Origin of the sequence: Pseudomonas sp. M5 (assembly GCF_016907075.1) — a bacterium.
GTDB lineage: Bacteria > Pseudomonadota > Gammaproteobacteria > Pseudomonadales > Pseudomonadaceae > Aquipseudomonas > Aquipseudomonas putida_E.
In genome coordinates this window covers 2,039,822-2,060,180 of record NZ_JAFBBH010000001.1, presented here as the reverse complement: position 1 = coordinate 2,060,180, position 20,359 = coordinate 2,039,822, and the positions used below count along the sequence as shown (strand labels likewise).

The following is a 20,359-nucleotide window of genomic DNA, read 5'->3' as shown; positions in this document are numbered from 1 at the left end:
CTTCACCTGATCGTGACGATGCATTTGGAGGGGTACAGCTCGCACTTCTCCAGGGTGTATTCGGAAGGGGTGAAGACTTCTTTGAAGGCCAGCGCTTCGCCTGGTGCTTGAGCCCATGTCAGCTCGTCCATCAGTAGCATGCTGCCGGAAACCAGGTGTGGCTTGATCGCCTTGAGCGCTGCCAGTGTCGGCTCGTACAGACCCATGTCGAAGTAGGCGAAGGCGACGATGGCCGAGCCGTTGTTCTTGAAGAACTCGGGCGCGGTCTGACAGACGTCCCCCGCAACCAGTTGATGTACTCCGCGCTTGTGTCCCAGCACGTTGTTGCCTTCGTGCACCTGCAGCAGTTCGCTCAGGTAGTCCTTGTAGCTGGCTTTGGTGGAGTAGGAGTTCTCAACCCACACACCGCTTTCCTTGCAGTCTTTTTCACCCGGTGCGCAATAGCCTTCAAAGGTGTCGAAGCCGACGATCTGCCGCTGTTTGTTGAACGGTTCGTACATGGCCCTCAGGTTTTCCAGCAGCACCAGGTTGTGGCCGTACCAGGTGCCAAATTCGCAGATCATCCCCGGGATATGCTTGAAGCGTTTGTACAGGTCGCTCAAGACGATGAACTTCACCAATACTGAGCTGCGGGTATACAGGCCGATATTGAAAAGCACGTCGTCGTCAGAGAGCGGGCTGTTCAGGTACATGTCGCGCAACTTGTCACGAAAGGCGTACTGCAAATCCGATGCGGTGGATTCGAGTTTGTAGACTTCGTTTTGAAGCTGTTCGTTATTCATCATCACTCCACTGGGCCAGGCCGAAACCGCTGGTCCCGAAACGGTTGCCGTTGTACAGCATGTAGGTGCGCTCGCCGCTCTGGAAGATGAACGGGTAGCAGGTCATCAGCGAGTCCCAGCCTTCGGCTGACGGTGCGATACCCGCATCGTCATGGCGGGTCCAGGTCCTGCCGTCGGGCGACTCTGCGTAGCGGATGCGGTACGAGCCTGCGCCGTTGCGGTAGTCCTGCGATGCGCGGGAGCAGTACCACATCTTGTAAATCCCGTTTTCCTTGATGACGCAGGGGCGGGAAAAGGCTTCGGTCTCAAAGCGCGATTCAAGGCATTGCGGCGCGAAGCGGGTGAACTCGAATCCGTCCTTGGATTCGGCGTACTTGATCACGTACAACGGCTCGTATTTGCCGTCCACCTCCAGCCAGCGTGTACCGGACACGTACCACATCTTCCACAGGCCTTGGTCGAACAGCACGGTGGGCGTCACGGCCAGGTAGGGCTCGGTTGCAGTGCGATCCATGATCGGGCCTTCGAACAGTTTTTCGAAGTGCAGCCCGTCGTCATCAGAAACCGCGACGCCCATGGCATTGTGGTAGGGCACGGTCAGGCGCTGGTTCCATCCGCTGTAGTACAGGTAGGTACGGCCATCTTTCTTCAGGGCGTAGCTGGGCATCACGCCTTCGTCATCGAAGGTGCCGGGAGCGCCGAAACCCAGGCAAGGTTCCCGGTGGCGGGCAACGACGGTGCGCGGGTCCTGCTTGTCCAGGTCTACCGCGTAGCACAGGCTTTTGCCTGCGCTGTTGCGGGTGGAGATGAATACCCGAATCACATCGTCCAGCACCAGCGCGGTGGGCACTTGGGCGTGGGAGCCGACCCAGTCTTTATCGGGGTCGAAAGTTCTACCGAGTTTTTTCCAGGCCATGCTCTACCTAAAAATCCAGTTCCTGACTGCTCTTTACCGCGCGCGCGGGTGCGCCGATGTAGAGCTGCCAGGGTTGAGTGTCTTTTGAAATCAGCGCACCCATGGCAACGCAGGTACCTGCGCCGATGGTGCAATTGTTGGTGATGGTCGCGTTGACGCCGAACCAGGCGTAGGGCTCAACCAGGCAATGCCCGGAGAGGACCACATGGGAAGCAAAGAACACATGGTCGCGGATCTCGCCATGGTGGCCGATGTGGTTGCCGCTCCACATCACCACATTGTTGCCGATGGTGGTGAAAGGTTGCAGCGTGTTGTCTTCGAGAATGAAGCAGTTTTCACCGATGACGTTGTCGTTCACCGTGGCATTGGGGCTGACATAGCTAATGAAGTCGTAGCCCTTTTCCTTGCCCTGAATGTACACCGACTCACGCAGGCGGTTCATCTTGCGCCCGGTCATGGGGGCAAACAGCTTGTAGTGGGTGCTTGGGAAATAGTCCTGCAGGGTTTCGAAAGGCACCACCGGCAGCCCTTCGAACATTCTCGATTCCGGCAGGTAGCGTTCGTGCACGGTAAAGCCGACCACGTCCACTGCAGGGTCTTTTTTCAGGTAGTAGTGCGCCAGTTTGGCGGTGTCCAGCACTCCGAAAATGACAACTTTTGGCATCAGGGTATCCAGGGTGTTCGAGGATGAGTCAGGTCAACCGGAGCTGAGCGTACGCTGTGTATACTGCTGGCCACGATAGCACCTCCGCTTGCGTAACAAAAAAGGGCACCGGGCCGATGGGAAAGATTCTTGATCGAAATCAAATCCACTTTTATCGCGAGCAGGGTTACTTGGTTGCCGACGGCATTTTCGACCCGCTTCATCTCGATGAAACCCTTGCCCACTTCAATCTGGCATTTGCCCAACAGTTGGACCGCATGGCTCTGCCTGTCGCTGGTGGCCCTACCCTTGAAGCCCTGCACCTGAACATGGCCGCACTGCTGGGGGCGAGCGTTCCTCTCTATCTGGCGACGCTGCGCATGTGCTCCAAGCTGTACGGCGTCTACCGGCTGATGACCGCCGAGCGCCTGCGCGACGCGGCTGCCGACCTGGGCGTCGTCACCCCGTTGTTCCAGACCACCCCTGTGTTGCATCTGATGTCGAAAAAATTGGTGATCCCGGGAGGTTATCAGGGGTTCGACGTGCACCAGGACTGGACTTCAGTCCAGGGCAGCCTGGATACCATCACCACCTGGATCCCGTTCATGGACATCGACCCGCAGTTGTTCACCATGGAGGTGATGCCCGGCAGCCATTTGCTGGGCCTGCTTAGCGGCGACCAGGAACAGCATGTGTTGAGGGTCGACGAAAAGCACTTCAAGGAAGATGACTTCGTTCCTGTCTGTGTCGGCAAGGGCGGCGTTTGCTTGATGTCGAACTTCACCATTCATCGGTCTTCCCGTGAAGGGGATGAACGTTTGCGGATTTCCGTGAGTGGGCGCTATGAAAATGCCAGTGAGCCCACGTTCATCGAGCGTGAGTATCCGTTCACCCAGCACAAGACTATACAGCGCGGGTTGATTACCGAGCACTTTCCGAGCGTGGAACAGGTACGCGGCGTGTATGCCAGCGAAGGCCACCAATAGCCGACATATGGCCTGCATCGGCTGCACGCACGCTTAAAGTTTCCTGCCGGCATGCCGATCACTGAAGCACTGGATACAGGCAATGCACCTGTATCGCCGTGGTTGGAGTTCCCGCCCTCAGCGGCTGGATGCGTCGCCTTGCGTCCGCTTCAATCCATGCACCGCTGCCAGTCGACGTAGTTCGTGGTGGGCATTGGTCTCAATGAGGTCCTGAAGGGGCAAGTATGAATTTTTATGTCAATCAGGTGAAGAACAAGCCGGACTACCGGGGCTCGCTGTTCAGGGGTGATATCTTCCTGGAAACCGGCCTTGGCAATGCACATGAGCTGTGTGCATTGGCCCGGCAGAGCATCACCGCCGCCTTTGATGGCGAAACTGACCACCAGTCGCTGCACAAAATGATGCCGGTGGAGACTTTCGTAGAGCGCGTCACGGCGCTCAAGCGGCAGTTTACCAATGGCCCGCAGGCCAAGGCGTTGATCCGCGATTTCATTCGCGAGATTGGGGCCGACCCCAAGGACTATATCTTCGACGTGCCTCGTGTGCGTGTAGTGCCCAACTACGAATACCTGCATGCAGGTGTGAGTTACGCATACAAGCCCCACCGCGATACCTGGTACGGCAGCGTGGAAAGCCAGGTGAATACCTGGATGCCGGTGTACAGCATCGAGCCCGAACAGACCATGATGATCAACCCGGCCTATTTCGAGCGGCCGGTGCGCAACAGCTCCGCCGATTGGAGCCTCAATGACTGGATCCATGTGCAACGGCACAAGGCTTCGCAGAACATCACCGAAGAAACCCGGGTACACCCGGTGCCGCTGGAAGACATCGATACCAGCGGCGAACTGCGTGTGGCTGCCAACAGTGGTGAAATGCTGATTTTCTCTGGTGCCCATCTGCACGGCACCGTAGCCAACTTCACCGACAAGGTACGGTTCAGCGTGGACTTTCGCCTGATCCACCTGCAAGACCTGCTGCATAAGCGCGGTGCACCGAACGTCGACAACGGTTGTTCGGATGCAGAGGCCGGCTTCAAAGACTTTTTCAATGCCAGCGACTTTTCGCAATTCCAGGGAGTTAACCCATGACCAAGCGTCGTCTGACTGCTGCCGAGGTCGAGTACAACGAAAAGCGCGCCAGCGTGCTGAGCCGTGTCGATGCCCAATACGTGGCTGATGCGCCGTTCGTGTTTGCCAACCGTATTGCCGTGACCGCTGCGCTTTCGCGCATCGAACTGTTCAAAATGGTGCAGGACATTCCGGGCGCTATCGTCGAGTGCGGCGTATACAAAGGCAACTCGTTGATGCTGTACATGCAGCTATCGATGATTCTGGAACCCTATGCGATCAACCGTTCGATCATCGGTTTCGATACCTTCGGCGGCTTTGCCAGCATCGATGCCGAGCAGGATCCAGCCGATATCAACGAAAGCATGTTCTCCGACACCGACGAGACCCTGATTCAGGACATGATCGAGGCCAACGATCTGATTCGCCCGGTCAATCGGATCCCGCGCTGCGAGATCGTCAAGGGCGACATTCTGGAAACCGTGCCTGCCTTTGTGAAAACCCGCCCCGATCTGGTAGTGGCCATGCTGATCCTCGACACGGACCTGTATTCGTCCACCAAGGTGGCGCTGGAGACTTTCCTGCCTTACATGCCTAAAGGCGCGATCGTGGTGCTGGACGAAGTCGCCTACCGCAACTTCCCTGGCGAGACTGCCGCGCTGCGTGACGTGCTGGATCTGAACAAGATCGAACTCAAGCGCCTGCCGTTCGATTCGTCGGTGGGCTACTTCCGCGTTTGAACTGATCATCGGCATGTCTGCAGGCCAATGCAGCATCGCCGAATGAAAAAAAGCCCGCAGCGCCGAGGGCGCTGCGGGCCAAATCGGCCGCAGCCGCTTCAGTGTCAGATGTGCAGGGCGTGGCCCAGCGCGCGCAATGCCGCTTCCTGCACCGCTTCGCCCAGGGTCGGGTGAGCGTGGATAGTGCCCGCGATATCCTCCAGCCGCGCGCCCATTTCCAATGACTGGGCAAACGCTGTGGACAGCTCTGAAACCGCCACGCCAACCGCCTGCCAACCCAGGATCACGTGATTGTCACGCCGCGCCACCACGCGCACGAAGCCGGTTTTCGACTCCAGGCTCATGGCGCGGCCATTGGCGGCGAAGGGGAACTGCGCGACGATGCAGTCCAGCCCTTGCTGGCTGGCCTGTTCCGGGGTCTTGCCGACCACAACGACTTCCGGGTCTGTAAAACACACCGCTGCAATTGCGCAGGGCTCGAACCGTCGTGCCTTGCCGGCAATGATTTCGGCGACCATTTCACCTTGCGCCATTGCACGGTGTGCCAGCATCGGTTCGCCGGCCACGTCACCGATGGCCCAGACGTTGCGCATGCTGGTCTGGCAGCGTTCGTCGATGGCGATGGCCGCACCGTTCATCTTCAGTTCGAGGCTTTCCAGATTGAAGCCCTGCGTGCGCGGGCGGCGGCCAACAGCCACCAGCACCCGGTCGGCCTCCAGGCGCAGCTGTGCACCTTGAGCATCGCGGGCCAGCAAGCAACCGCTGTCGTAACCTTCGACGCTGTGCCCAAGGTGCACAGCGATGCCCAGCTTCTTCAGCGATTCGGCCACCGGCGCGGTCAGCTCGCTGTCGTAGGTCGGCAAGATGCGCTCACGCGCCTCCACCACGCTCACCTGCGCGCCCAATTTGCGGTAGGCGATGCCTAGCTCCAGGCCGATATAGCCGCCGCCAACCACCACCAGATGCTGGGGCAGTGTTTGAGGGGCCAGGGCTTCGGTCGAAGAGATGATCGGCCCGCCCAGCGGCAGCATGGGCAGTTCGACGCTGTTCGAGCCGGTGGCCAGCAGCAGGTGCTCGCACTGGATGCGCTGGCCATCGACGTCGACGTGCTTGCCGTCGAGGATCTTCGCCCAGCCATGGATGACCTTGACCCCGTGTTTTTTCAGGAGTGCAGCGACGCCAGTGGTCAGTCGGTCAACGATGCCGTCCTTCCAGGCCACGCTGCGGCCGATGTCCAGGCGTGGCGTGGAGACGCTGATGCCAAGTTCGGACGGCTCGGTGTAGCGGGATGTCTGATGGAACTGCTCGGCCACATGGATCAGTGCCTTGGACGGGATGCAGCCGATGTTCAGGCAGGTGCCGCCCAGCGCCTGGCCTTCCACCAGCACGGTGGGGATGCCCAGTTGCCCGGCGCGGATGGCGGCCACGTAGCCGCCAGGGCCGCCGCCGATGATCAGCAGGGTGGTGTCGATAGTCTGTTGCATGCTCACTCCACGAACAGGCAGGCGGGTTGTTCAAGCAGGCCACGTACAGCCTGGATGAACAGCGCGGCATCCATGCCATCGACCACACGGTGGTCGAACGAGCTGGACAGGTTCATCATCTTGCGAATAACGATCTGGCCATCGATCACCATCGGCCGCTCGACGATACGGTTGACCCCGACGATCGCCACTTCCGGTGTGTTGACCACCGGTGTGCTGACGATGCCACCCAAGGCGCCCAGGCTGGTCAGGGTGATGGTGGAGCCGGACAGTTCCTTGCGGCTGGCCTTGTTGTTGCGTGCGGCGCTCGCCAGTCGGGAAATCTCGCCGGCGTTGCCCCACAGGCTGCCCGCTTCGGCGTGGCGCAGCACCGGTACCATCAGCCCGTTGTCGCCCTGTGTGGCGACCCCCACATGCACCGCACCATGGCGGGTGATGACCTGGGCTTCGTCGTCGTAGGTCGCGTTGATCTGCGGGAAGTCGCGCAGTGCCACGACCAGGGCGCGGACCAGGAATGGCAGCAGGGTCAGCTTGCCGCGGCTGTCGCCGTACTTGCTGTTGAGCTCTTGGCGCAGGGCTTCGAGTGCGGTGACGTCGATTTCCTCGACATAACTGAAGTGCGCCACACGGCGCTTGGCATCCTGCATGCGCTGGGCGATCTTGCGGCGCAGGCCGATCACTTGCACCTGTTCGCTGTCGGTGCGTTTCGCGTAGCCTCCTGGCGCCTGGCCCGCAGGGCTCTGCGGCTTGCTGATGAATGCATCCAGGTCTTCGTGCAGGATGCGCCCGGCCGGGCCGCTGCCATGCACGTAACGCAGTTCGATGCCGGCATCCAGGGCGCGCTTGCGCACGGCAGGCGAGGCCAGAGGTTTTTCGTCGGCCTGGCGCGCCACGATCGGCGCGGCGGTGTGCGCCGAGACAGCCGGGCTGGCTACCGGTTGCGCTTCGACACGCGGTTCTGCCTTGGCGGCTGCTGGGGCTGCCGGGGCTTCTACCGGTTTGGCCTGCGGCACATCCACATGGTTGCCGCTGCCTTCCACTTCGATGCGGATCAGCTCGCTGCCGACCGCCATCACTTCACCCGGCTGGCCGCCCAGGGCCAGCACCTTGCCGCTGACCGGCGAAGGGATTTCCACGGTGGCCTTGTCAGTCATGACATCGGCCACCACCTGGTCTTCGGCGATTACATCGCCGACCTTGACGAACCATTCGACCAGTTCGACTTGCGCGATGCCTTCGCCAATGTCCGGCATCTTGATGACGTGCGTGCCCATTCAGACCTCCATGACCCGTTTCAATGCCGCGCCTACCCGCGAAGGGCCTGGGAAATACGCCCATTCCTGTGCGTGAGGGTAGGGCGTGTCCCAACCGGTGACGCGCTCGATGGGCGCTTCGAGGTGATGGAAGCAATGCTCCTGCACCAGCGCTACCAGTTCGGCGCCGAAGCCGCAGGTACGGGTGGCTTCATGCACCACCACGCAGCGGCCGGTCTTTTTCACCGACGCGACGATGGTGTCCAGGTCCAGCGGCCAGAGGCTGCGCAGGTCAATCACTTCGGCATCCACACCGGTTTCCTCGGCGGCCACCTGGGCCACGTAGACGGTGGTGCCGTAGGTCAATACGGTGACGTCGTTGCCTGGGCGGGTGATGGCCGCTTTGTCCAGCGGCACGGTGTAGTAACCGTCTGGCACGGCACTTTGCGGGTGCTTGGACCACGGCGTCACCGGGCGGTCGTGGTGGCCGTCGAACGGGCCGTTGTACAAGCGCTTGGGCTCCAGGAAGATCACCGGGTCATCGCATTCGATCGAGGCGATCAGCAGGCCTTTGGCGTCGTACGGGTTGGAGGGCATCACCGTGCGCAGGCCGCACACCTGAGTGAACATCGCTTCGGGGCTCTGGCTGTGGGTCTGGCCACCGTAGATGCCGCCACCGCAAGGCATGCGCAGGGTCAGTGGCGAGATGAATTCGCCGGCCGAGCGATAGCGCAGGCGCGCCATTTCCGAGACGATCTGGTCGGAGGCGGGGTAGAAGTAATCGGCGAACTGGATTTCCACCACCGGCCGCAGGCCATAGGCCCCCATGCCCACGGCGGTGCCGACGATACCGCTCTCGGAGATCGGCGCGTCGAACACGCGCGACTTGCCGTACTTGGTCTGCAGGCCCTCGGTGCAGCGGAACACGCCGCCGAAGTAACCCACGTCCTGGCCGTAGATCACCACGTTGTCGTCGCGCTCAAGCATGACGTCCATGGCCGAGCGCAGGGCCTGGATCATGGTCATGGTAGTGGTGGCCATGGCGGTTTCCGGTTTGATGCTGTTGTTGTGGTCGTTCATCTCAAACCCCCAGTTCCTGGCGCTGACGGCGCAGGTGGTCGGGCATTTCCTTGTACACGTCCTCGAACATCGAAGCTGCACTCGGGATGTGGCCGTTGGCCAGGGTGCCGTATTGTTCGGCTTCCTTTTGCGCGGCGATGACGGCCGCTTCGAACTCGGCGGTGACGGCCTGGTGTTCTTCCTCGGACCAGTGGCCGATCTTGATCAGGTGCTGCTTCAGGCGGGCGATCGGGTCGCCCAGCGGGAAGTGGCTCCAGTCGTCGGCAGGGCGGTATTTGGATGGGTCGTCGGAGGTTGAGTGCGGGCCGGCGCGGTAGGTGACCCACTCGATCAGGCACGGGCCCAGGCCACGGCGGGCGCGTTCGGCGGCCCAGCGCGAGGCGGCATATACAGCGACGAAATCGTTGCCGTCCACACGCAGGGAGGCGATACCGCAACCCACGCCACGGCCGGCGAAGGTGGTCGATTCGCCGCCGGCGATGGCCTGGAAGGTGGAGATCGCCCACTGGTTGTTGACCACGTTGAGGATCACCGGGGCGCGGTATACGTGGGCGAAGGTCAGCGCGGTGTGGAAGTCCGACTCGGCCGTGGCGCCGTCGCCGATCCAGGCCGAGGCGATTTTGGTATCGCCCTTGATCGCCGAGGCCATGGCCCAGCCGACCGCCTGTACGAACTGCGTCGCCAGGTTGCCGCTGATGGTGAAGAAGCCGGCTTCGCGCACCGAATACATGATCGGCAGTTGGCGACCTTTGAGCGGGTCGCGTTCGTTGGACAACAGTTGGCAGATCATTTCCACCAGCGACACGTCGCGGGCCATCAGGATGCTCTGCTGGCGGTAGGTGGGGAAGCACATGTCGGTGCGGTTCAGCGCCAGCGCCTGGGCGCTGCCGATGGCTTCTTCGCCCAGGCTCTGCATGTAGAAGGACATCTTCTTCTGGCGCTGGGCGACCACCATGCGGCTGTCGAATATCCGCGTCTTGAGCATGGCGCGCATGCCTTGGCGCAGCAGCTGCGGATCGATGTCTTCGGCCCACGGGCCAAGCGCATCGCCGTGCTCGTCGAGCACGCGGACCAGGCTGTTGGACAGGTCGGCGGTGTCGGCAGCATCGACATCGATGGGCGGTTTACGGACTTGACCCGCGTCGTTCAGGCGCAGGTAGGAAAAATCGGTCTGGCAGCCTGGCCGGCCGGTAGGCTCGGGCACATGCAAACGCAGGGGGGCGTACTCGTTCATGCTTTTTACGCTCGCTCGGATGTTGTTTTTGTGAGCTCTGAAGCGGCCGCCGCTGATCACCGGCTTGTGACTGGCAGGTCAGCGTCAATTACATAGTAGTGACACGCCGGGAGAATTTTTCTCTCAAGTTGATTGCCTTTAGCGAGCGGCGCAGATAAACATTCCGCATAAACACAAAAAACCGGTGATTTTGTCTCATGCGCAAACTCGATCGTACCGATATCGGCATTCTCAACAGCCTTCAGGACAACGCCCGCATCACCAACGCAGAACTTGCGCGGTCGGTGAACCTGTCGCCCACGCCCTGTTTCAACCGGGTCAAGGCCATGGAAGAGCTTGGCGTGATCCGCCAGCAGGTGACCTTGCTGTCGCCAGAGGTGCTGGGGCTGGATGTCAACGTGTTCATCCATGTCAGCCTGGAGAAGCAGGTAGAGCAGGCGCTGCACCGCTTCGAGGAAGAAATCGCCGAGCGGCCGGAGGTGATGGAGTGCTACCTGATGACCGGCGACCCCGACTATTTGTTACGGGTGCTGTTGCCGAGCATCCAGGCGCTGGAGCGGTTTCTCGATTACCTGACACGACTGCCGGGGGTGGCGAACATACGGTCGAGCTTTGCCTTGAAGCAGGTGCGGTATAAAACGGCGCTGCCATTGCCGTCCAATGGCATGACCCTGCGCGAGTGAGGGGGCAAGAACTGCATCGTTGCGGATGCAGGTGCTTGATATTTTAAACACCCCCAGCCTATGTTGTTGCCAGCCCATAACAACAAGGACAAGCGTCATGACCACCGCAGCCCCGCGCTCGCTCGCCGAGCACCTCCAGGGCATCGACCAGATCGAATGTGTCACTCCCGACCTTAACGGTGTCCCTCGTGGCAAGGTCATGACTGCCGAAGGCTTCCTCGAAGGCAGGCGCCTGCAAATGGCACGTGGCGTCTTGTTGCAATGCATCATGGGGGGCTACCCGCCAGCGAAATACTACGGCAGCGACGATGGCGATCTGGCCCTGGTGGCGGAGCCTGCGCAGATCCACCGCTTGCCCTGGAGCGAGGAGGGCCTGGCGCTGGCGATCTGCGATGCCAATGAGCTCGATGGCCGGCCGTCAGGGCTGTCCACCCGCGGGCTGCTCAAAGCGGTGATCGCCCGCTACGCCGCTTTGGGCCTGGCGCCGGTCGTTGCAACCGAGCTGGAGTTCTTCGTCTTTGCGCCCAACAGTGACCCTGTACAGCCATTTTTGCCGCCGTTGGGCAAGGATGGCCGCCGCGAGCTCGGCCACTCGGCATTCAGTGTCAGTTCCAACAACGGCCTGCGGCCGTTCTTTCAGGAGGTTTATCAGTGCATGGCGGCGCTGGGCCTGCCGCGCGACACCTTCATGCATGAAATGGGCGTCAGCCAGTTCGAAATCAACCTGCTGCACGGTGACCCCTTGTTGCTGGCCGACCAGACCTTCCTGTTCAAGCACCTGCTCAAGGAAGTCGCGCTCAAGCATGGCCTGACAGTGGTGTGCATGGCCAAGCCCCTGGCGCATACGCCGGGCAGCTCGATGCATATTCATCAGAGCCTGGTGGAGATCGCCACGGGGCGAAACGTGTTCAGCGATGACCAGGGGCGGCCGAGCCAGACCTTCCATCATTTCATAGGTGGCCTGCAGGCGTGCATGGCCGATTTCACCGCGCTGTTCGCGCCCAATGTCAACTCGTACCAGCGGCTGTGCCATCCCTATGCGTCGCCGAACAATGCCTGTTGGTCGGAGGACAACCGCGCTGCGGGGCTGCGTATTCCGGCCAGCGCCCCCGTAGCGCGGCGGGTGGAGAACCGCCTGCCGGGTGCAGATGCAAACCCCTACCTGGCCATTGCCGCCAGCCTGGCAGCCGGCCTGCACGGCATCGAGCAGCGCCTGGAGCCTGCACCGGCCATCCAGGGTGAGTTCGAGGTGCCTGAGCACCTGAGCCTGCCATGCACCCTGCACGCGGCGCTGGAGCGCCTCAAGCGCAGCGCCTTGGCCCGGGAACTGTTCGGGGCTGAGTTCATCGAAGGTTACGCTGCCACCAAGACGCTCGAGTTGACTGATTTCTACAACGAGATCACGCCGTGGGAGCGGCGAGTGTTGGCGGCACAAGCCTGAGCGCGACACGAACGCTACTGCGCGCGCCCCTGTTCTGCTATTTCGCAGGCAGGGGACTGCGCCGTGGCTGATTTGCTTTTATGCTTGCCAGCAAGCCAACGCCACCTGACCAGGGAGCCCGACGGGACGTATGCGAAACATCTGGAAGCCGTTTCAGTCGTTGTATTTCGCTGCCTTGATGATGCTTATCGGCTCGGGTCTGCTCAGTACTTACCTGGCACTGCGCCTGGCGGCCGATCATGTCGACAGCCTATGGGTCGGTGCCTTGATGGCGGCCAACTATTTCGGCCTGGCTGTTGGTGGCAAGGTTGGCCACCGACTGATCGGCCGGGTAGGGCACATCCGGGCCTATACCACCTGCGCCGGCATCGTCTGCGCGGCAGTGCTGGGCCATGGCATGACCAACTGGCTACCGGCCTGGGTCGGGCTGCGGATGCTCGTTGGCCTGGGCATGATGTGCCAGTACATGGTCATCGAAAGCTGGCTCAACGAGCAGGCCGACGCCAAGCACCGCGGCGCGGTATTCGGCGGCTACATGATTGCCTCCTACCTGGGGCTGGTGCTCGGTCAGCTGATTCTGGTGGTGCACCCCGAGCTTGGCCCTGAGCTGTTGATGCTGGTCGCGATGTGCTTCGCCCTGTGCCTGGTGCCGGTGGCGATGACCCGGCGCATTCACCCGGCGCCGCTGCGCCCGGCACCGATGGAGCCTAAATTCTTCATCAAGCGCGTGCCGCAGTCGCTGAGCACCGTGCTCGGTTCGGGTTTGATCGTCGGCTCCTTCTACGGCCTGGCGCCGCTGTATGCGTCCAGCCAGGGGCTTTCTACCGAACAGATCGGCTTGTTCATGGGTAGCTGCATCTTTGCCGGGCTGCTGGTGCAGTGGCCGTTGGGCTGGTTGTCCGACCGTTATGACCGGGCCGTGCTGATCCGCAGCGTGGCCGTGGGCCTGGCGCTGGCGGCGGCGCCGCTGGCGATCTTGCCCAATGTGCCGTTGGAGTTGCTGTTCGGCATCGGCTTTCTGATTTCGCTGCTGCAGTTCTGCCTTTATCCCCTGGCTGTCGCATTTTCCAATGACCACGTGGAAAGCGAGCGGCGTGTCTCGCTGACCGCCATGCTGCTGGTCACCTACGGCGTGGGGGCGTGCATCGGACCGCTGGCGGCGGGGGTGCTGATGAAGGTGCTGGGCGCGCAGATGCTGTATGCCTTCTTCGTGTTCTTCGCGCTGGTGCTGGTGTGGCGGATTCGCCCGAAGGCGGTCACCGGGCTGCACCAGGTACAGGATGCGCCGCTGGGGCACGTGGCCATGCCGGCGGCGGGTTCGCCATTGTCGGCGGCGCTCGACCCGCGGGTGGATGAACAGACCGTGCAGGAGGTGATGCAGGCGCCGGTGGCGGCTGAAGATACCGAGGCGGAAGAGAAGGCCGAACCGGCTGACCCGGGCGAGGTTAGCAAGCCGGTTTGAGGCGGGGCCGGGGTAGGCACAAAAAAATTAGCTTTATTAGGGCTGCTGCGCAGCCCATCGCCGGCAAGCCGGCTCCTTAAGGTACAGCGCAGACTTCAAGAGCTGCGCAGACCCTGTGGGAGCCGGCTTGCCGGCGATGGGCCGCAAAGCGGCGCTAAATCGCTTGAAAGACTGGCACTAGTCTTGAGGTGGCGTTTGCGCGTTCGGCAGGCGATCAATAATCGTCTTTATCGAACCGCCGCGCTTCGCGCTGCAACTGGTACACGAAGCTCTCTATCTTGCGCTGCGCCTGGCCATTGAGGTTATGGAAACGCACGCCGGCAAAGGTGGTGTTGATCCGCTCTTCGTAATGCAGGTGGCGCAGCTCGACCATGGTGTCCACCAGCCCCAGCGGGCTGCTGGCCTTGAAGCGCTCGTAAACCTGGCCCAGTTGCAGGCGCTCCTCGACATTGCCTTCAAAGCGCAGTTTGCAGCCCGTGGCGGAGATGTCCAGCAGCTTGCCGCGCAAGGCGCCATTGCCCTTGAGGTGGGTGCCGTCGAGAATCACATCGACCAGCTGCGACAGCTTCAGTGCGGCGCGGAATGCATTGCGGCGCTGGTGGTAGGTCATCTCGTCCGGCAGGGCGCCGCGGTATGAACGGTGGCCATCGACCTCGGTGATCCTCAGTTCGTGGTTGCACTCCCACGCAATGCGTACGCCGTCGTGGAAACCTTCGACGCGGAACGGCTCGCCGTTCTCGATGAATTTTTCGCCATCGCGCGGGATCATCTCGTCCAGCGCCAAGGTATTGCTGTCACGGTCCACATGAACCACGTAGCTCTGAAAGCGCTGGCTGCGCTCATGGAAGGTGATGATCAAAGGATCATGGCTCTCCATCAACTGGCGCAGGTTGGCCGCAATCTCCAAAGGAGTGTTCAGCACCTTTGGCGGCTGCGGAGCATCGGTCTCATTGAACACGGGTTATCAATCTCCAGGCAAAAACGACACACGCAAGTAACGGCATTTTGCCAGTATGTTCCGTGCCTTGATAGAACTAATCACACTTGGCTGAGCGCCCGGGGCTTGGCCAATGGCGAGGTGGCGCCACGGCTGTCGTAGAGCGACGGAGAGTCGCCGCCCATGAGGATTCTGATCTGGTTGGCTGTGACGTGCTGTTGTACCTGAACGATCCTGCCATTGGTCTCGTTGACCTTCTGACAGGTTTCCATCAATTCGGTCAGCACGTTGAGTTGTTGCATGATGACTTCACCGTTCGGCGACTGCGCAGCGACGGCCTGCACCCCGGCGCGGTCGGCGCTGAGGCCGAGGCTGGTGAGCAGGTTATGGCGGCGGATGCCTTGCTGCTCGAGCAGAACGATCAGCGATTGCTTGCGGGCCAGGATGCCCTCCAGCGGCGCCATATCGCGCCCGTGCAGGGCGACTGCCTCCTGCTCAAGCAGGTCGAGCAGCTCCTGGGTAGGGGCGATGTCGTCTTCGATCAGTTGCAGCAATGTGATGTCGTGCATGGCTAACTCTTGGCTTTTCAAGCGTCCGTGAAGTCAGCGCGCCGAACGGTCAGCGCTGGGCTTCGAAATCGAGCAGTTTGCTGGCGACCCGGCCGGCATCGACCTGGTAGCTGCCATCTGCGATCGCCTGTTTCAACTGTGCCACGCGGGCATTGTCGACAACGGGCTGGTCGCGCAGCTTGTCGCTGACCTTTTGCAACTGCTGGGCCTCTTGGCTGAGGTGTACCGCTTCTCCGCTGGCGCTTGCGCTTTTCGGCGCGGTGGTTTCGCCGGACTTGTCGGCGTTGCCGGGCGCGGCATTGCCGCGAACGCCGCCCGTGATGGACGGAGAGTTATTCAAACGACTGAAGTCGATGACCATGATCAGAAACCCCTGGGTATTTGGACGCTTGCCATGTTTTCGGCCATCCCGAAAGAAACTTTAGGCACAAATGCTTAGCCGCCTGTCGGCAAGCCCGCGAACCCGTTCTGACACAGTTTAGGAAAAGCGGTTGCACACCGCCAGCCCAATCTACATGGCGACCTCCACTTGGCCGGGGGCCGTGACCCGGGCCTTCACTACCCGCTGCGAATTCAGGTTGCGCACCCGGATCTGTTCGCCCTGGCCGCCCTTGCTGAGGGCCTCGCCGGGCATACGTACGGCGAGGCTGCCGCTGCGGGCGATGATCACCACATGATCGCCCTTGCGTATCACTTCGGCCTGCTCCAGGTGCTGCGGGGTCAGCACCTGGTCGATCACCGTCGGGCGCAGCATCTTCATGCCGACCGCCTGGTCGAGGTCGGTGAGAAAGCCTTGGGTGAGGGTGCCAACGTCACGTTCGCGCAGGGCCACGTCACCTTCGCCAACGATATTCTGGCGCTTCAGCGGGCGGGTAACCACCACCACATCGCGGAACAGCCGCACTGTTGCCGGTACGAAGACGGTCCACGGCGCGGCGCCGTTGCAGGCTACACGTATCGTTACACGCCCCAGTGGCTGCGCCGGGCTTTCCAGCGAGGCGTCCAGTTGCTGGCTGCACAGGGGCATGCGCAGGCGCGGGTCGAGCGAGTTGACCTGTATTTCGTAGCGGCCTGCTGTCTGGGTCGTGGCCAGGTAATCCTCTACGGTGAATTCAAGAAACCCTTGGGTGACACCGATAAGCTGTTCAGGCAAGGTAACCGCGTCCGCCAGCGTGCGAGCGCCGGGTGCCAGCAGGCACAGCGCAGCCAGCGAGCCGCTCAGCAGGTGCGTCAGTCGTCGGAAAATTGTCGTTTTCGTGTACATGACGCTCAAAAAAGCAAAGCCCGTGCCGACTCGCTGTAGGAGTGGCTACGAAATGGCAGAAAGAAAAAGGAGTCAGGCATGGCGGGGGTAATGGATTCAGTCAACCAGCGCACACAGCTGGTTGGGCAGAATCGCCTGGAATTGCTGCTGTTCCGCCTCAACGGCGCGCAGCTTTACGGCATCAACGTGTTCAAGGTCCGCGAGGTGCTGCAATGCCCTGAGCTGACCGTGCTGCCCAAGTCCCACCCGGTGGTGCGTGGTGTGGCCAACATTCGTGGGGCGACCATCCCGATTCTCGACCTGTCGATGGCCACCGGTTTGCCCGGGCTGAAGGAAGAGACTCGCAACAGCTTCGTGATCATCACCGAGTACAACACCAAGACCCAGGGTTTTCTGGTGCACTCGGTGGAGCGCATCGTCAACATGAACTGGGAAGAGATCCACCCGCCACCCAAGGGCACTGGCCGCGACCACTACCTGACTGCGGTCACCCGGGTGGACAACCGCATGGTTGAAATCATCGACGTGGAAAAGGTGCTGGCCGAGGTGGCGCCGTCGTCCGAGTCGGTGTCAGCCGGTGTGGTCGATGCCGACACGCAGGACAAGGCCGTACTGCTGCGTGTGCTGACCGTCGATGATTCGTCGGTGGCGCGCAAGCAGGTCAGCCGCTGCCTGCAGACGGTCGGTGTCGAGGTGGTGGCGCTCAATGATGGGCGCCAGGCCCTGGACTACCTGCGCAAGCTGGTGGACGAGGGCAAGCGGCCGGAAGAAGAGTTCCTGATGATGATTTCGGACATCGAGATGCCAGAGATGGACGGCTATACGCTGACGGCCGAGATCCGCAGTGACCCGCGCATGCAAAAACTGCATATCTGCCTGCATACTTCGTTGTCCGGGGTGTTCAACCAGGCGATGGTCAAGAAGGTCGGTGCCGATGACTTCCTGGCCAAGTTCAAGCCGGACGACCTGGCCCAGCGCGTGGTCGACCGGATCAAGGCAACGCATTGAAGTAGCCGGGAGGCGACTCCCGGTACCTGTGATTGAAAAGAGGCCGCAGTAGTGTCTACGGGTAATTTGGATTTCGAACAGTTCCGGGTATTCCTGGAGAAAGCCTGTGGCATCCTGCTGGGTGAGAACAAGCAGTACCTGGTCTCCAGCCGTCTGAACAAGCTGATGGAGCAGCAGGGCATCAAGAGCCTGGGTGAGCTGGTGCAGCGCATCCAGGCCCAGCCACGTGGCGGCTTGCGCGAGCAGGTGGTGGATGCGATGACCACCAACGAAACCTTGTGGTTTCGCGATACCTACCCATTCGAAGTGCTGAAGAACAAGGTCATTCCCGAGTTCATCAAGAACAACCCCGGCCAGCGCCTGCGCATGTGGTCGGCGGCCTGCTCGTCGGGCCAGGAGCCGTACTCCATTTCGATGGCCATCGATGAGTTCGAGCGCAGCAACCTGGGCCAGTTGAAGATGGGTGCGCAGATCGTTGCCACCGACCTGTCCGGTTCGATGCTGAACAACTGCAAGACCGGCGAGTACGACAGCCTGGCGATCGCCCGTGGCCTGTCCCAGGAGCGCTTGCAGCGCTACTTCGACACCAAGGGGCCAGGGCGCTGGGCGGTGAAACCGGCCATTCGCAGCCGGGTTGAGTTCCGCTCGTTCAACCTGCTCGACAGCTATGCCGCGCTGGGCAAGTTCGACATCGTGTTTTGCCGGAATGTGTTGATCTATTTCTCGGCACAGGTGAAGAAAGACATCTTGCTGCGTATTCACAGCACCCTGAAGCCGGGTGGGTATCTTTTCCTGGGGGCCTCCGAGGCGCTCAATGGTTTGCCGGACCATTACCAGATGGTGCAGTGCAGCCCGGGAATCATTTACCAGGCCAAGTGATGGGCTGCGGGCTGTTTTGGGAAGCCTGACATCGAGCGCCGCCAGCGCGGCGTTCGATCTCAAGAAACCCGCACTCTAAAAGCAGGCCTTTTGCACCCCGTCGCCACTCACGCCGCTTGACGTCAATTTTTTGTTTTGCCGCTTTTGCCGCCCGGCAATTGCCGCTTTCCCTTCTCCAGGCGGAAGCCTTTTGCCGCTTTTCTGGCATCGCGCCATCAGCCATCCCTGCTCCAGCCCAATGTTTCCGGCCTTTCAAAACATTGGCACAGCCCTTGCTATAGCTTGGCCAACGATATTCCGGTCAACCTTCGAAGGTTTCCCCGACATGAGCATCAGTTTCGACAAGGCGCTTGGCATCCATGAAAAGGCCCTGGGCTTCCGCGCCCAGCGCGCCGAAGTGCTGGCCAACAACATCGCCAACGCTGACACGCCCAATTACAAGGCGCGTGACATGGACTTCTCTTCGGTGCTCGCCGCCGAAAGCCAGAAGCAGCAGAGCGGTGGCCGCTTTGCCATGGACCGTACCAACAGCCGCCACATCGAGGCCGAAGGCCTGGCAATGGCCGACGACACGCTGCAGTACCGCACGCCGACGCAGCCGTCGATCGACCAGAACACCGTGGACGCCCAGATCGAGCAATCGAACTACACGGAAAACGCCATTGGCTTCCAGGCCAGCTTCACCTTGCTCAACAGTAAATTCAAAGGGCTGGTATCGGCCCTGCGAGGAGAATGACCATGTCCCTGTCCAGTGTCTTCAACATTGCCGGTAGCGGCATGAGTGCGCAGAACACCCGCCTCAACACCGTTGCTTCCAACATCGCCAACGCCGAGACCGTTTCGTCGAGCATCGACCAGACCTACCGCGCGCGGCACCCGGTGTTTGCCACCACCTTCCAGAATGCGCAAGCCGGCGGCAGCCAGTCGCTGTTCGAAGATCAGGGCGAGGCAGGGCAGGGTGTGCAGGTCAAGGGCATCATCGAAGACCAGAGCAACCTCGAAGCACGCTACGAACCCAACCATCCGGCGGCGAACAAGGACGGATACGTCTACTACCCGAACGTCAATGTGGTCGAGGAGATGGCTGACATGATCTCCGCCAGCCGCGCGTTCCAGACCAACGCCGAGCTGATGAACACCGCCAAGAACATGATGCAGAAAGTACTGACCCTGGGTCAGTGATAAGGAATCCAGACCATGGCAGTCGATAGCAGTAGCGGTGTGAACCTAAATGATGTCCTGACAGCGTCGGGCGTCGGTGGTACCGCCAAGAAAGCCACCGATACCGCGTCCAAGACCGGTACCGACGCGCTTGGCAAGGACGCGTTCCTGCAGTTGCTGGTTACCCAGATGCAGCACCAGAATCCGCTGGACCCGCAGGAAAACGGCGAGTTCGTGGCCCAGTTGGCGCAGTTCAGCAGCCTGGAAGGCATCACGTCCCTGAACGAGTCGGTCAGCAGCATCACCAATGCCATGGCTTCGTCCCAGGCCCTGCAGGCCTCGTCGCTGGTCGGCCGTTCGGTGGTGGTGCAGAACGACAAGGCGGTGGTCGATACCACCCAGAGCTTCAATGCGCAGTTCGTCGTGCCGCAGGCAATCAGTGAAGCGAAGATCACCATCAAGGACAAGGACGGCAACACCGTCAAGACCATCGAGTTGGGTGAGCAGGCAGCCGGTTATGCCGACTTCATCTGGGACGGCACCAACAACAGTGGCGAGAAGGTCGACCCGGGTACCTACACCTTCACCGCCAGCACCACCGTGGATGGCCAGTCGGTGCAGATGAGCACGCTGCTGCCGGCCAAGGTGACCAGCGTCAGCTTCAATGCCACCGGCGAAATGGTGCTCAACCTTGCGGGCGTCGGCAAGGTCTCCCTCTCTGACGTACAAACCATCGGTATCTAAGGCCCGCTAGCGCGGCACAGGAG

The 20,359-nt window shown here is 61.2% G+C and carries 23 protein-coding genes; 11 read left to right on the top strand and 12 right to left on the bottom strand.

Annotated elements, in window-relative coordinates:
• Positions 1-2 precede the first annotated feature (2 nt).
• Genes JOE27_RS09300 through JOE27_RS09290 form a run of 3 tightly spaced genes read right to left on the bottom strand, consistent with a single transcriptional unit; the run spans position 3 to position 2,362 of the window.
• Complete coding sequence (locus tag JOE27_RS09300) at positions 3-782, bottom strand: TylF/MycF/NovP-related O-methyltransferase (protein WP_119687571.1); 780 nt, start codon at positions 780-782, stop codon at positions 3-5.
• Entirely contained in the window at positions 775-1,698 is a 924-nt protein-coding gene (locus tag JOE27_RS09295; RefSeq protein WP_119687570.1) for a hypothetical protein, read from the bottom strand. Before JOE27_RS09295 ends, JOE27_RS09300 begins: the two co-directional genes overlap by 8 nt.
• 7 nt (positions 1,699-1,705) lie before the next feature.
• A complete protein-coding gene (locus JOE27_RS09290) occupies positions 1,706-2,362 on the bottom strand; it encodes an acetyltransferase (RefSeq protein WP_204918590.1) in 657 nt (218 codons plus the stop codon).
• A gap of 116 nt (positions 2,363-2,478) precedes the next feature.
• On the opposite strand from JOE27_RS09290, the gene JOE27_RS09285 reads away from it, so the two are divergent.
• The 3 genes from JOE27_RS09285 (at position 2,479) to JOE27_RS09275 (ending at position 5,137) form a co-directional block, all read left to right on the top strand.
• Complete coding sequence (locus JOE27_RS09285) at positions 2,479-3,327, top strand: phytanoyl-CoA dioxygenase family protein (RefSeq protein ID WP_204918588.1); 849 nt, start codon at positions 2,479-2,481, stop codon at positions 3,325-3,327.
• Between the two features lie 224 nt (positions 3,328-3,551).
• Positions 3,552-4,418: a hypothetical protein gene (locus JOE27_RS09280; protein ID WP_039602838.1), complete on the top strand. Its 867-nt coding sequence runs from the start codon at positions 3,552-3,554 to the stop codon at positions 4,416-4,418.
• Positions 4,415-5,137, top strand: a complete 723-nt coding sequence (locus JOE27_RS09275) for a TylF/MycF/NovP-related O-methyltransferase (RefSeq protein WP_012315576.1) — start codon at positions 4,415-4,417, stop codon at positions 5,135-5,137. The genes JOE27_RS09280 and JOE27_RS09275 overlap by 4 nt, the downstream gene beginning before the upstream one ends.
• Positions 5,138-5,241: 104 nt before the next feature.
• Here JOE27_RS09275 and lpdA read toward each other — a convergent pair whose 3' ends face one another.
• Genes lpdA through JOE27_RS09255 form a run of 4 tightly spaced genes read right to left on the bottom strand, consistent with a single transcriptional unit; the run spans position 5,242 to position 10,188 of the window.
• On the bottom strand, positions 5,242-6,621 hold the full coding sequence (lpdA, locus tag JOE27_RS09270; protein WP_012315575.1) for a dihydrolipoyl dehydrogenase: 1,380 nt from the start codon (positions 6,619-6,621) through the stop codon (positions 5,242-5,244).
• A 2-nt stretch (positions 6,622-6,623) separates the two neighbouring features.
• A complete protein-coding gene (locus JOE27_RS09265) occupies positions 6,624-7,895 on the bottom strand; it encodes a dihydrolipoamide acetyltransferase family protein (protein WP_174142105.1) in 1,272 nt (423 codons plus the stop codon).
• Positions 7,896-8,954: an alpha-ketoacid dehydrogenase subunit beta gene (locus JOE27_RS09260; RefSeq protein ID WP_012315573.1), complete on the bottom strand. Its 1,059-nt coding sequence runs from the start codon at positions 8,952-8,954 to the stop codon at positions 7,896-7,898.
• Position 8,955: 1 nt separating this feature from the next.
• Positions 8,956-10,188 (bottom strand): 3-methyl-2-oxobutanoate dehydrogenase (2-methylpropanoyl-transferring) subunit alpha, encoded by a 1,233-nt coding sequence (locus JOE27_RS09255; protein WP_012315572.1) that lies wholly within the window; start codon positions 10,186-10,188, stop codon positions 8,956-8,958.
• A 197-nt stretch (positions 10,189-10,385) separates the two neighbouring features.
• On the opposite strand from JOE27_RS09255, the gene bkdR reads away from it, so the two are divergent.
• The 3 genes from bkdR (at position 10,386) to JOE27_RS09240 (ending at position 13,774) form a co-directional block, all read left to right on the top strand.
• Positions 10,386-10,871: a Bkd operon transcriptional regulator BkdR gene (gene bkdR, locus JOE27_RS09250; protein ID WP_012315571.1), complete on the top strand. Its 486-nt coding sequence runs from the start codon at positions 10,386-10,388 to the stop codon at positions 10,869-10,871.
• Between the two features lie 199 nt (positions 10,872-11,070).
• Positions 11,071-12,312: a glutamine synthetase family protein gene (locus JOE27_RS09245; RefSeq protein WP_168216552.1), complete on the top strand. Its 1,242-nt coding sequence runs from the start codon at positions 11,071-11,073 to the stop codon at positions 12,310-12,312.
• A gap of 130 nt (positions 12,313-12,442) precedes the next feature.
• The gene (locus JOE27_RS09240) at positions 12,443-13,774 is read left to right on the top strand and encodes an MFS transporter (RefSeq protein WP_046785382.1); all 1,332 of its coding nucleotides are present in this window, start codon (positions 12,443-12,445) and stop codon (positions 13,772-13,774) included.
• Positions 13,775-13,988: 214 nt separating this feature from the next.
• On the opposite strand, the gene JOE27_RS09235 is transcribed toward JOE27_RS09240, so the two are convergent.
• The 4 genes from JOE27_RS09235 to flgA all read right to left on the bottom strand — a co-directional run bounded on the left by JOE27_RS09235 (position 13,989) and on the right by flgA (position 16,544).
• Complete coding sequence (locus tag JOE27_RS09235; protein WP_115274168.1) at positions 13,989-14,732, bottom strand: flagellar brake protein; 744 nt, start codon at positions 14,730-14,732, stop codon at positions 13,989-13,991.
• An 80-nt stretch (positions 14,733-14,812) separates the two neighbouring features.
• The gene (locus tag JOE27_RS09230; RefSeq protein ID WP_119687565.1) at positions 14,813-15,280 is read right to left on the bottom strand and encodes a flagellar protein FlgN; all 468 of its coding nucleotides are present in this window, start codon (positions 15,278-15,280) and stop codon (positions 14,813-14,815) included.
• A gap of 49 nt (positions 15,281-15,329) precedes the next feature.
• Positions 15,330-15,641 carry a flagellar biosynthesis anti-sigma factor FlgM gene (gene flgM, locus JOE27_RS09225; RefSeq protein ID WP_046785380.1) on the bottom strand — a complete coding sequence of 104 codons (312 nt, stop codon included), beginning with the start codon at positions 15,639-15,641 and terminating at the stop codon, positions 15,330-15,332.
• Positions 15,642-15,791: 150 nt separating this feature from the next.
• The gene (flgA, locus tag JOE27_RS09220; protein ID WP_046785379.1) at positions 15,792-16,544 is read right to left on the bottom strand and encodes a flagellar basal body P-ring formation chaperone FlgA; all 753 of its coding nucleotides are present in this window, start codon (positions 16,542-16,544) and stop codon (positions 15,792-15,794) included.
• A gap of 78 nt (positions 16,545-16,622) precedes the next feature.
• Here flgA and JOE27_RS09215 point away from each other — a divergent pair, with 78 nt between their 5' ends.
• Together JOE27_RS09215 and cheR are read left to right on the top strand one after the other, a co-directional pair.
• On the top strand, positions 16,623-17,552 hold the full coding sequence (locus JOE27_RS09215; protein WP_012315564.1) for a chemotaxis protein CheV: 930 nt from the start codon (positions 16,623-16,625) through the stop codon (positions 17,550-17,552).
• 51 nt (positions 17,553-17,603) lie between these two features.
• A complete protein-coding gene (cheR, locus tag JOE27_RS09210) occupies positions 17,604-18,431 on the top strand; it encodes a protein-glutamate O-methyltransferase CheR (RefSeq protein WP_012315563.1) in 828 nt (275 codons plus the stop codon).
• On the opposite strand, the gene JOE27_RS09205 is transcribed toward cheR, so the two are convergent.
• Positions 18,412-18,654, bottom strand: coding sequence for a hypothetical protein (locus JOE27_RS09205; RefSeq protein WP_147405220.1), 243 nt, complete (start codon positions 18,652-18,654; stop codon positions 18,412-18,414). The genes cheR and JOE27_RS09205 overlap by 20 nt on opposite strands.
• Before the next feature lie 102 nt (positions 18,655-18,756).
• On the opposite strand from JOE27_RS09205, the gene flgB reads away from it, so the two are divergent.
• Genes flgB through flgD form a run of 3 tightly spaced genes read left to right on the top strand, consistent with a single transcriptional unit; the run spans position 18,757 to position 20,336 of the window.
• On the top strand, positions 18,757-19,167 hold the full coding sequence (flgB, locus tag JOE27_RS09200; RefSeq protein WP_012315562.1) for a flagellar basal body rod protein FlgB: 411 nt from the start codon (positions 18,757-18,759) through the stop codon (positions 19,165-19,167).
• A gap of 2 nt (positions 19,168-19,169) precedes the next feature.
• Positions 19,170-19,613 (top strand): flagellar basal body rod protein FlgC, encoded by a 444-nt coding sequence (flgC, locus tag JOE27_RS09195; protein WP_012315561.1) that lies wholly within the window; start codon positions 19,170-19,172, stop codon positions 19,611-19,613.
• A 15-nt stretch (positions 19,614-19,628) separates the two neighbouring features.
• Positions 19,629-20,336, top strand: a complete 708-nt coding sequence (gene flgD, locus JOE27_RS09190) for a flagellar hook assembly protein FlgD (protein WP_204918586.1) — start codon at positions 19,629-19,631, stop codon at positions 20,334-20,336.
• Positions 20,337-20,359 lie beyond the last annotated feature (23 nt).

Bases quoted from the DNA above. Each gene is read 5' to 3' on its own strand.
- JOE27_RS09300 (WP_119687571.1), bottom strand. From the start codon at position 782: ATGAATAACGAACAGCTTCAAAACGAAGTCTACAAACTCGAATCCACC.
- JOE27_RS09295 (WP_119687570.1), bottom strand. From the start codon at position 1,698: ATGGCCTGGAAAAAACTCGGTAGAACTTTCGACCCCGATAAAGACTGG.
- JOE27_RS09290 (WP_204918590.1), bottom strand. From the start codon at position 2,362: ATGCCAAAAGTTGTCATTTTCGGAGTGCTGGACACCGCCAAACTGGCG.
- JOE27_RS09285 (WP_204918588.1), top strand. From the start codon at position 2,479: ATGGGAAAGATTCTTGATCGAAATCAAATCCACTTTTATCGCGAGCAG.
- JOE27_RS09280 (WP_039602838.1), top strand. From the start codon at position 3,552: ATGAATTTTTATGTCAATCAGGTGAAGAACAAGCCGGACTACCGGGGC.
- JOE27_RS09275 (WP_012315576.1), top strand. From the start codon at position 4,415: ATGACCAAGCGTCGTCTGACTGCTGCCGAGGTCGAGTACAACGAAAAG.
- lpdA (WP_012315575.1), bottom strand. From the start codon at position 6,621: ATGCAACAGACTATCGACACCACCCTGCTGATCATCGGCGGCGGCCCT.
- JOE27_RS09265 (WP_174142105.1), bottom strand. From the start codon at position 7,895: ATGGGCACGCACGTCATCAAGATGCCGGACATTGGCGAAGGCATCGCG.
- JOE27_RS09260 (WP_012315573.1), bottom strand. From the start codon at position 8,954: ATGAACGACCACAACAACAGCATCAAACCGGAAACCGCCATGGCCACC.
- JOE27_RS09255 (WP_012315572.1), bottom strand. From the start codon at position 10,188: ATGAACGAGTACGCCCCCCTGCGTTTGCATGTGCCCGAGCCTACCGGC.
- bkdR (WP_012315571.1), top strand. From the start codon at position 10,386: ATGCGCAAACTCGATCGTACCGATATCGGCATTCTCAACAGCCTTCAG.
- JOE27_RS09245 (WP_168216552.1), top strand. From the start codon at position 11,071: ATGACTGCCGAAGGCTTCCTCGAAGGCAGGCGCCTGCAAATGGCACGT.
- JOE27_RS09240 (WP_046785382.1), top strand. From the start codon at position 12,443: ATGCGAAACATCTGGAAGCCGTTTCAGTCGTTGTATTTCGCTGCCTTG.
- JOE27_RS09230 (WP_119687565.1), bottom strand. From the start codon at position 15,280: ATGCACGACATCACATTGCTGCAACTGATCGAAGACGACATCGCCCCT.
- flgM (WP_046785380.1), bottom strand. From the start codon at position 15,641: ATGGTCATCGACTTCAGTCGTTTGAATAACTCTCCGTCCATCACGGGC.
- flgA (WP_046785379.1), bottom strand. From the start codon at position 16,544: ATGTACACGAAAACGACAATTTTCCGACGACTGACGCACCTGCTGAGC.
- JOE27_RS09215 (WP_012315564.1), top strand. From the start codon at position 16,623: ATGGCGGGGGTAATGGATTCAGTCAACCAGCGCACACAGCTGGTTGGG.
- JOE27_RS09205 (WP_147405220.1), bottom strand. From the start codon at position 18,654: ATGGCTGATGGCGCGATGCCAGAAAAGCGGCAAAAGGCTTCCGCCTGG.
- flgB (WP_012315562.1), top strand. From the start codon at position 18,757: ATGAGCATCAGTTTCGACAAGGCGCTTGGCATCCATGAAAAGGCCCTG.
- flgC (WP_012315561.1), top strand. From the start codon at position 19,170: ATGTCCCTGTCCAGTGTCTTCAACATTGCCGGTAGCGGCATGAGTGCG.
- flgD (WP_204918586.1), top strand. From the start codon at position 19,629: ATGGCAGTCGATAGCAGTAGCGGTGTGAACCTAAATGATGTCCTGACA.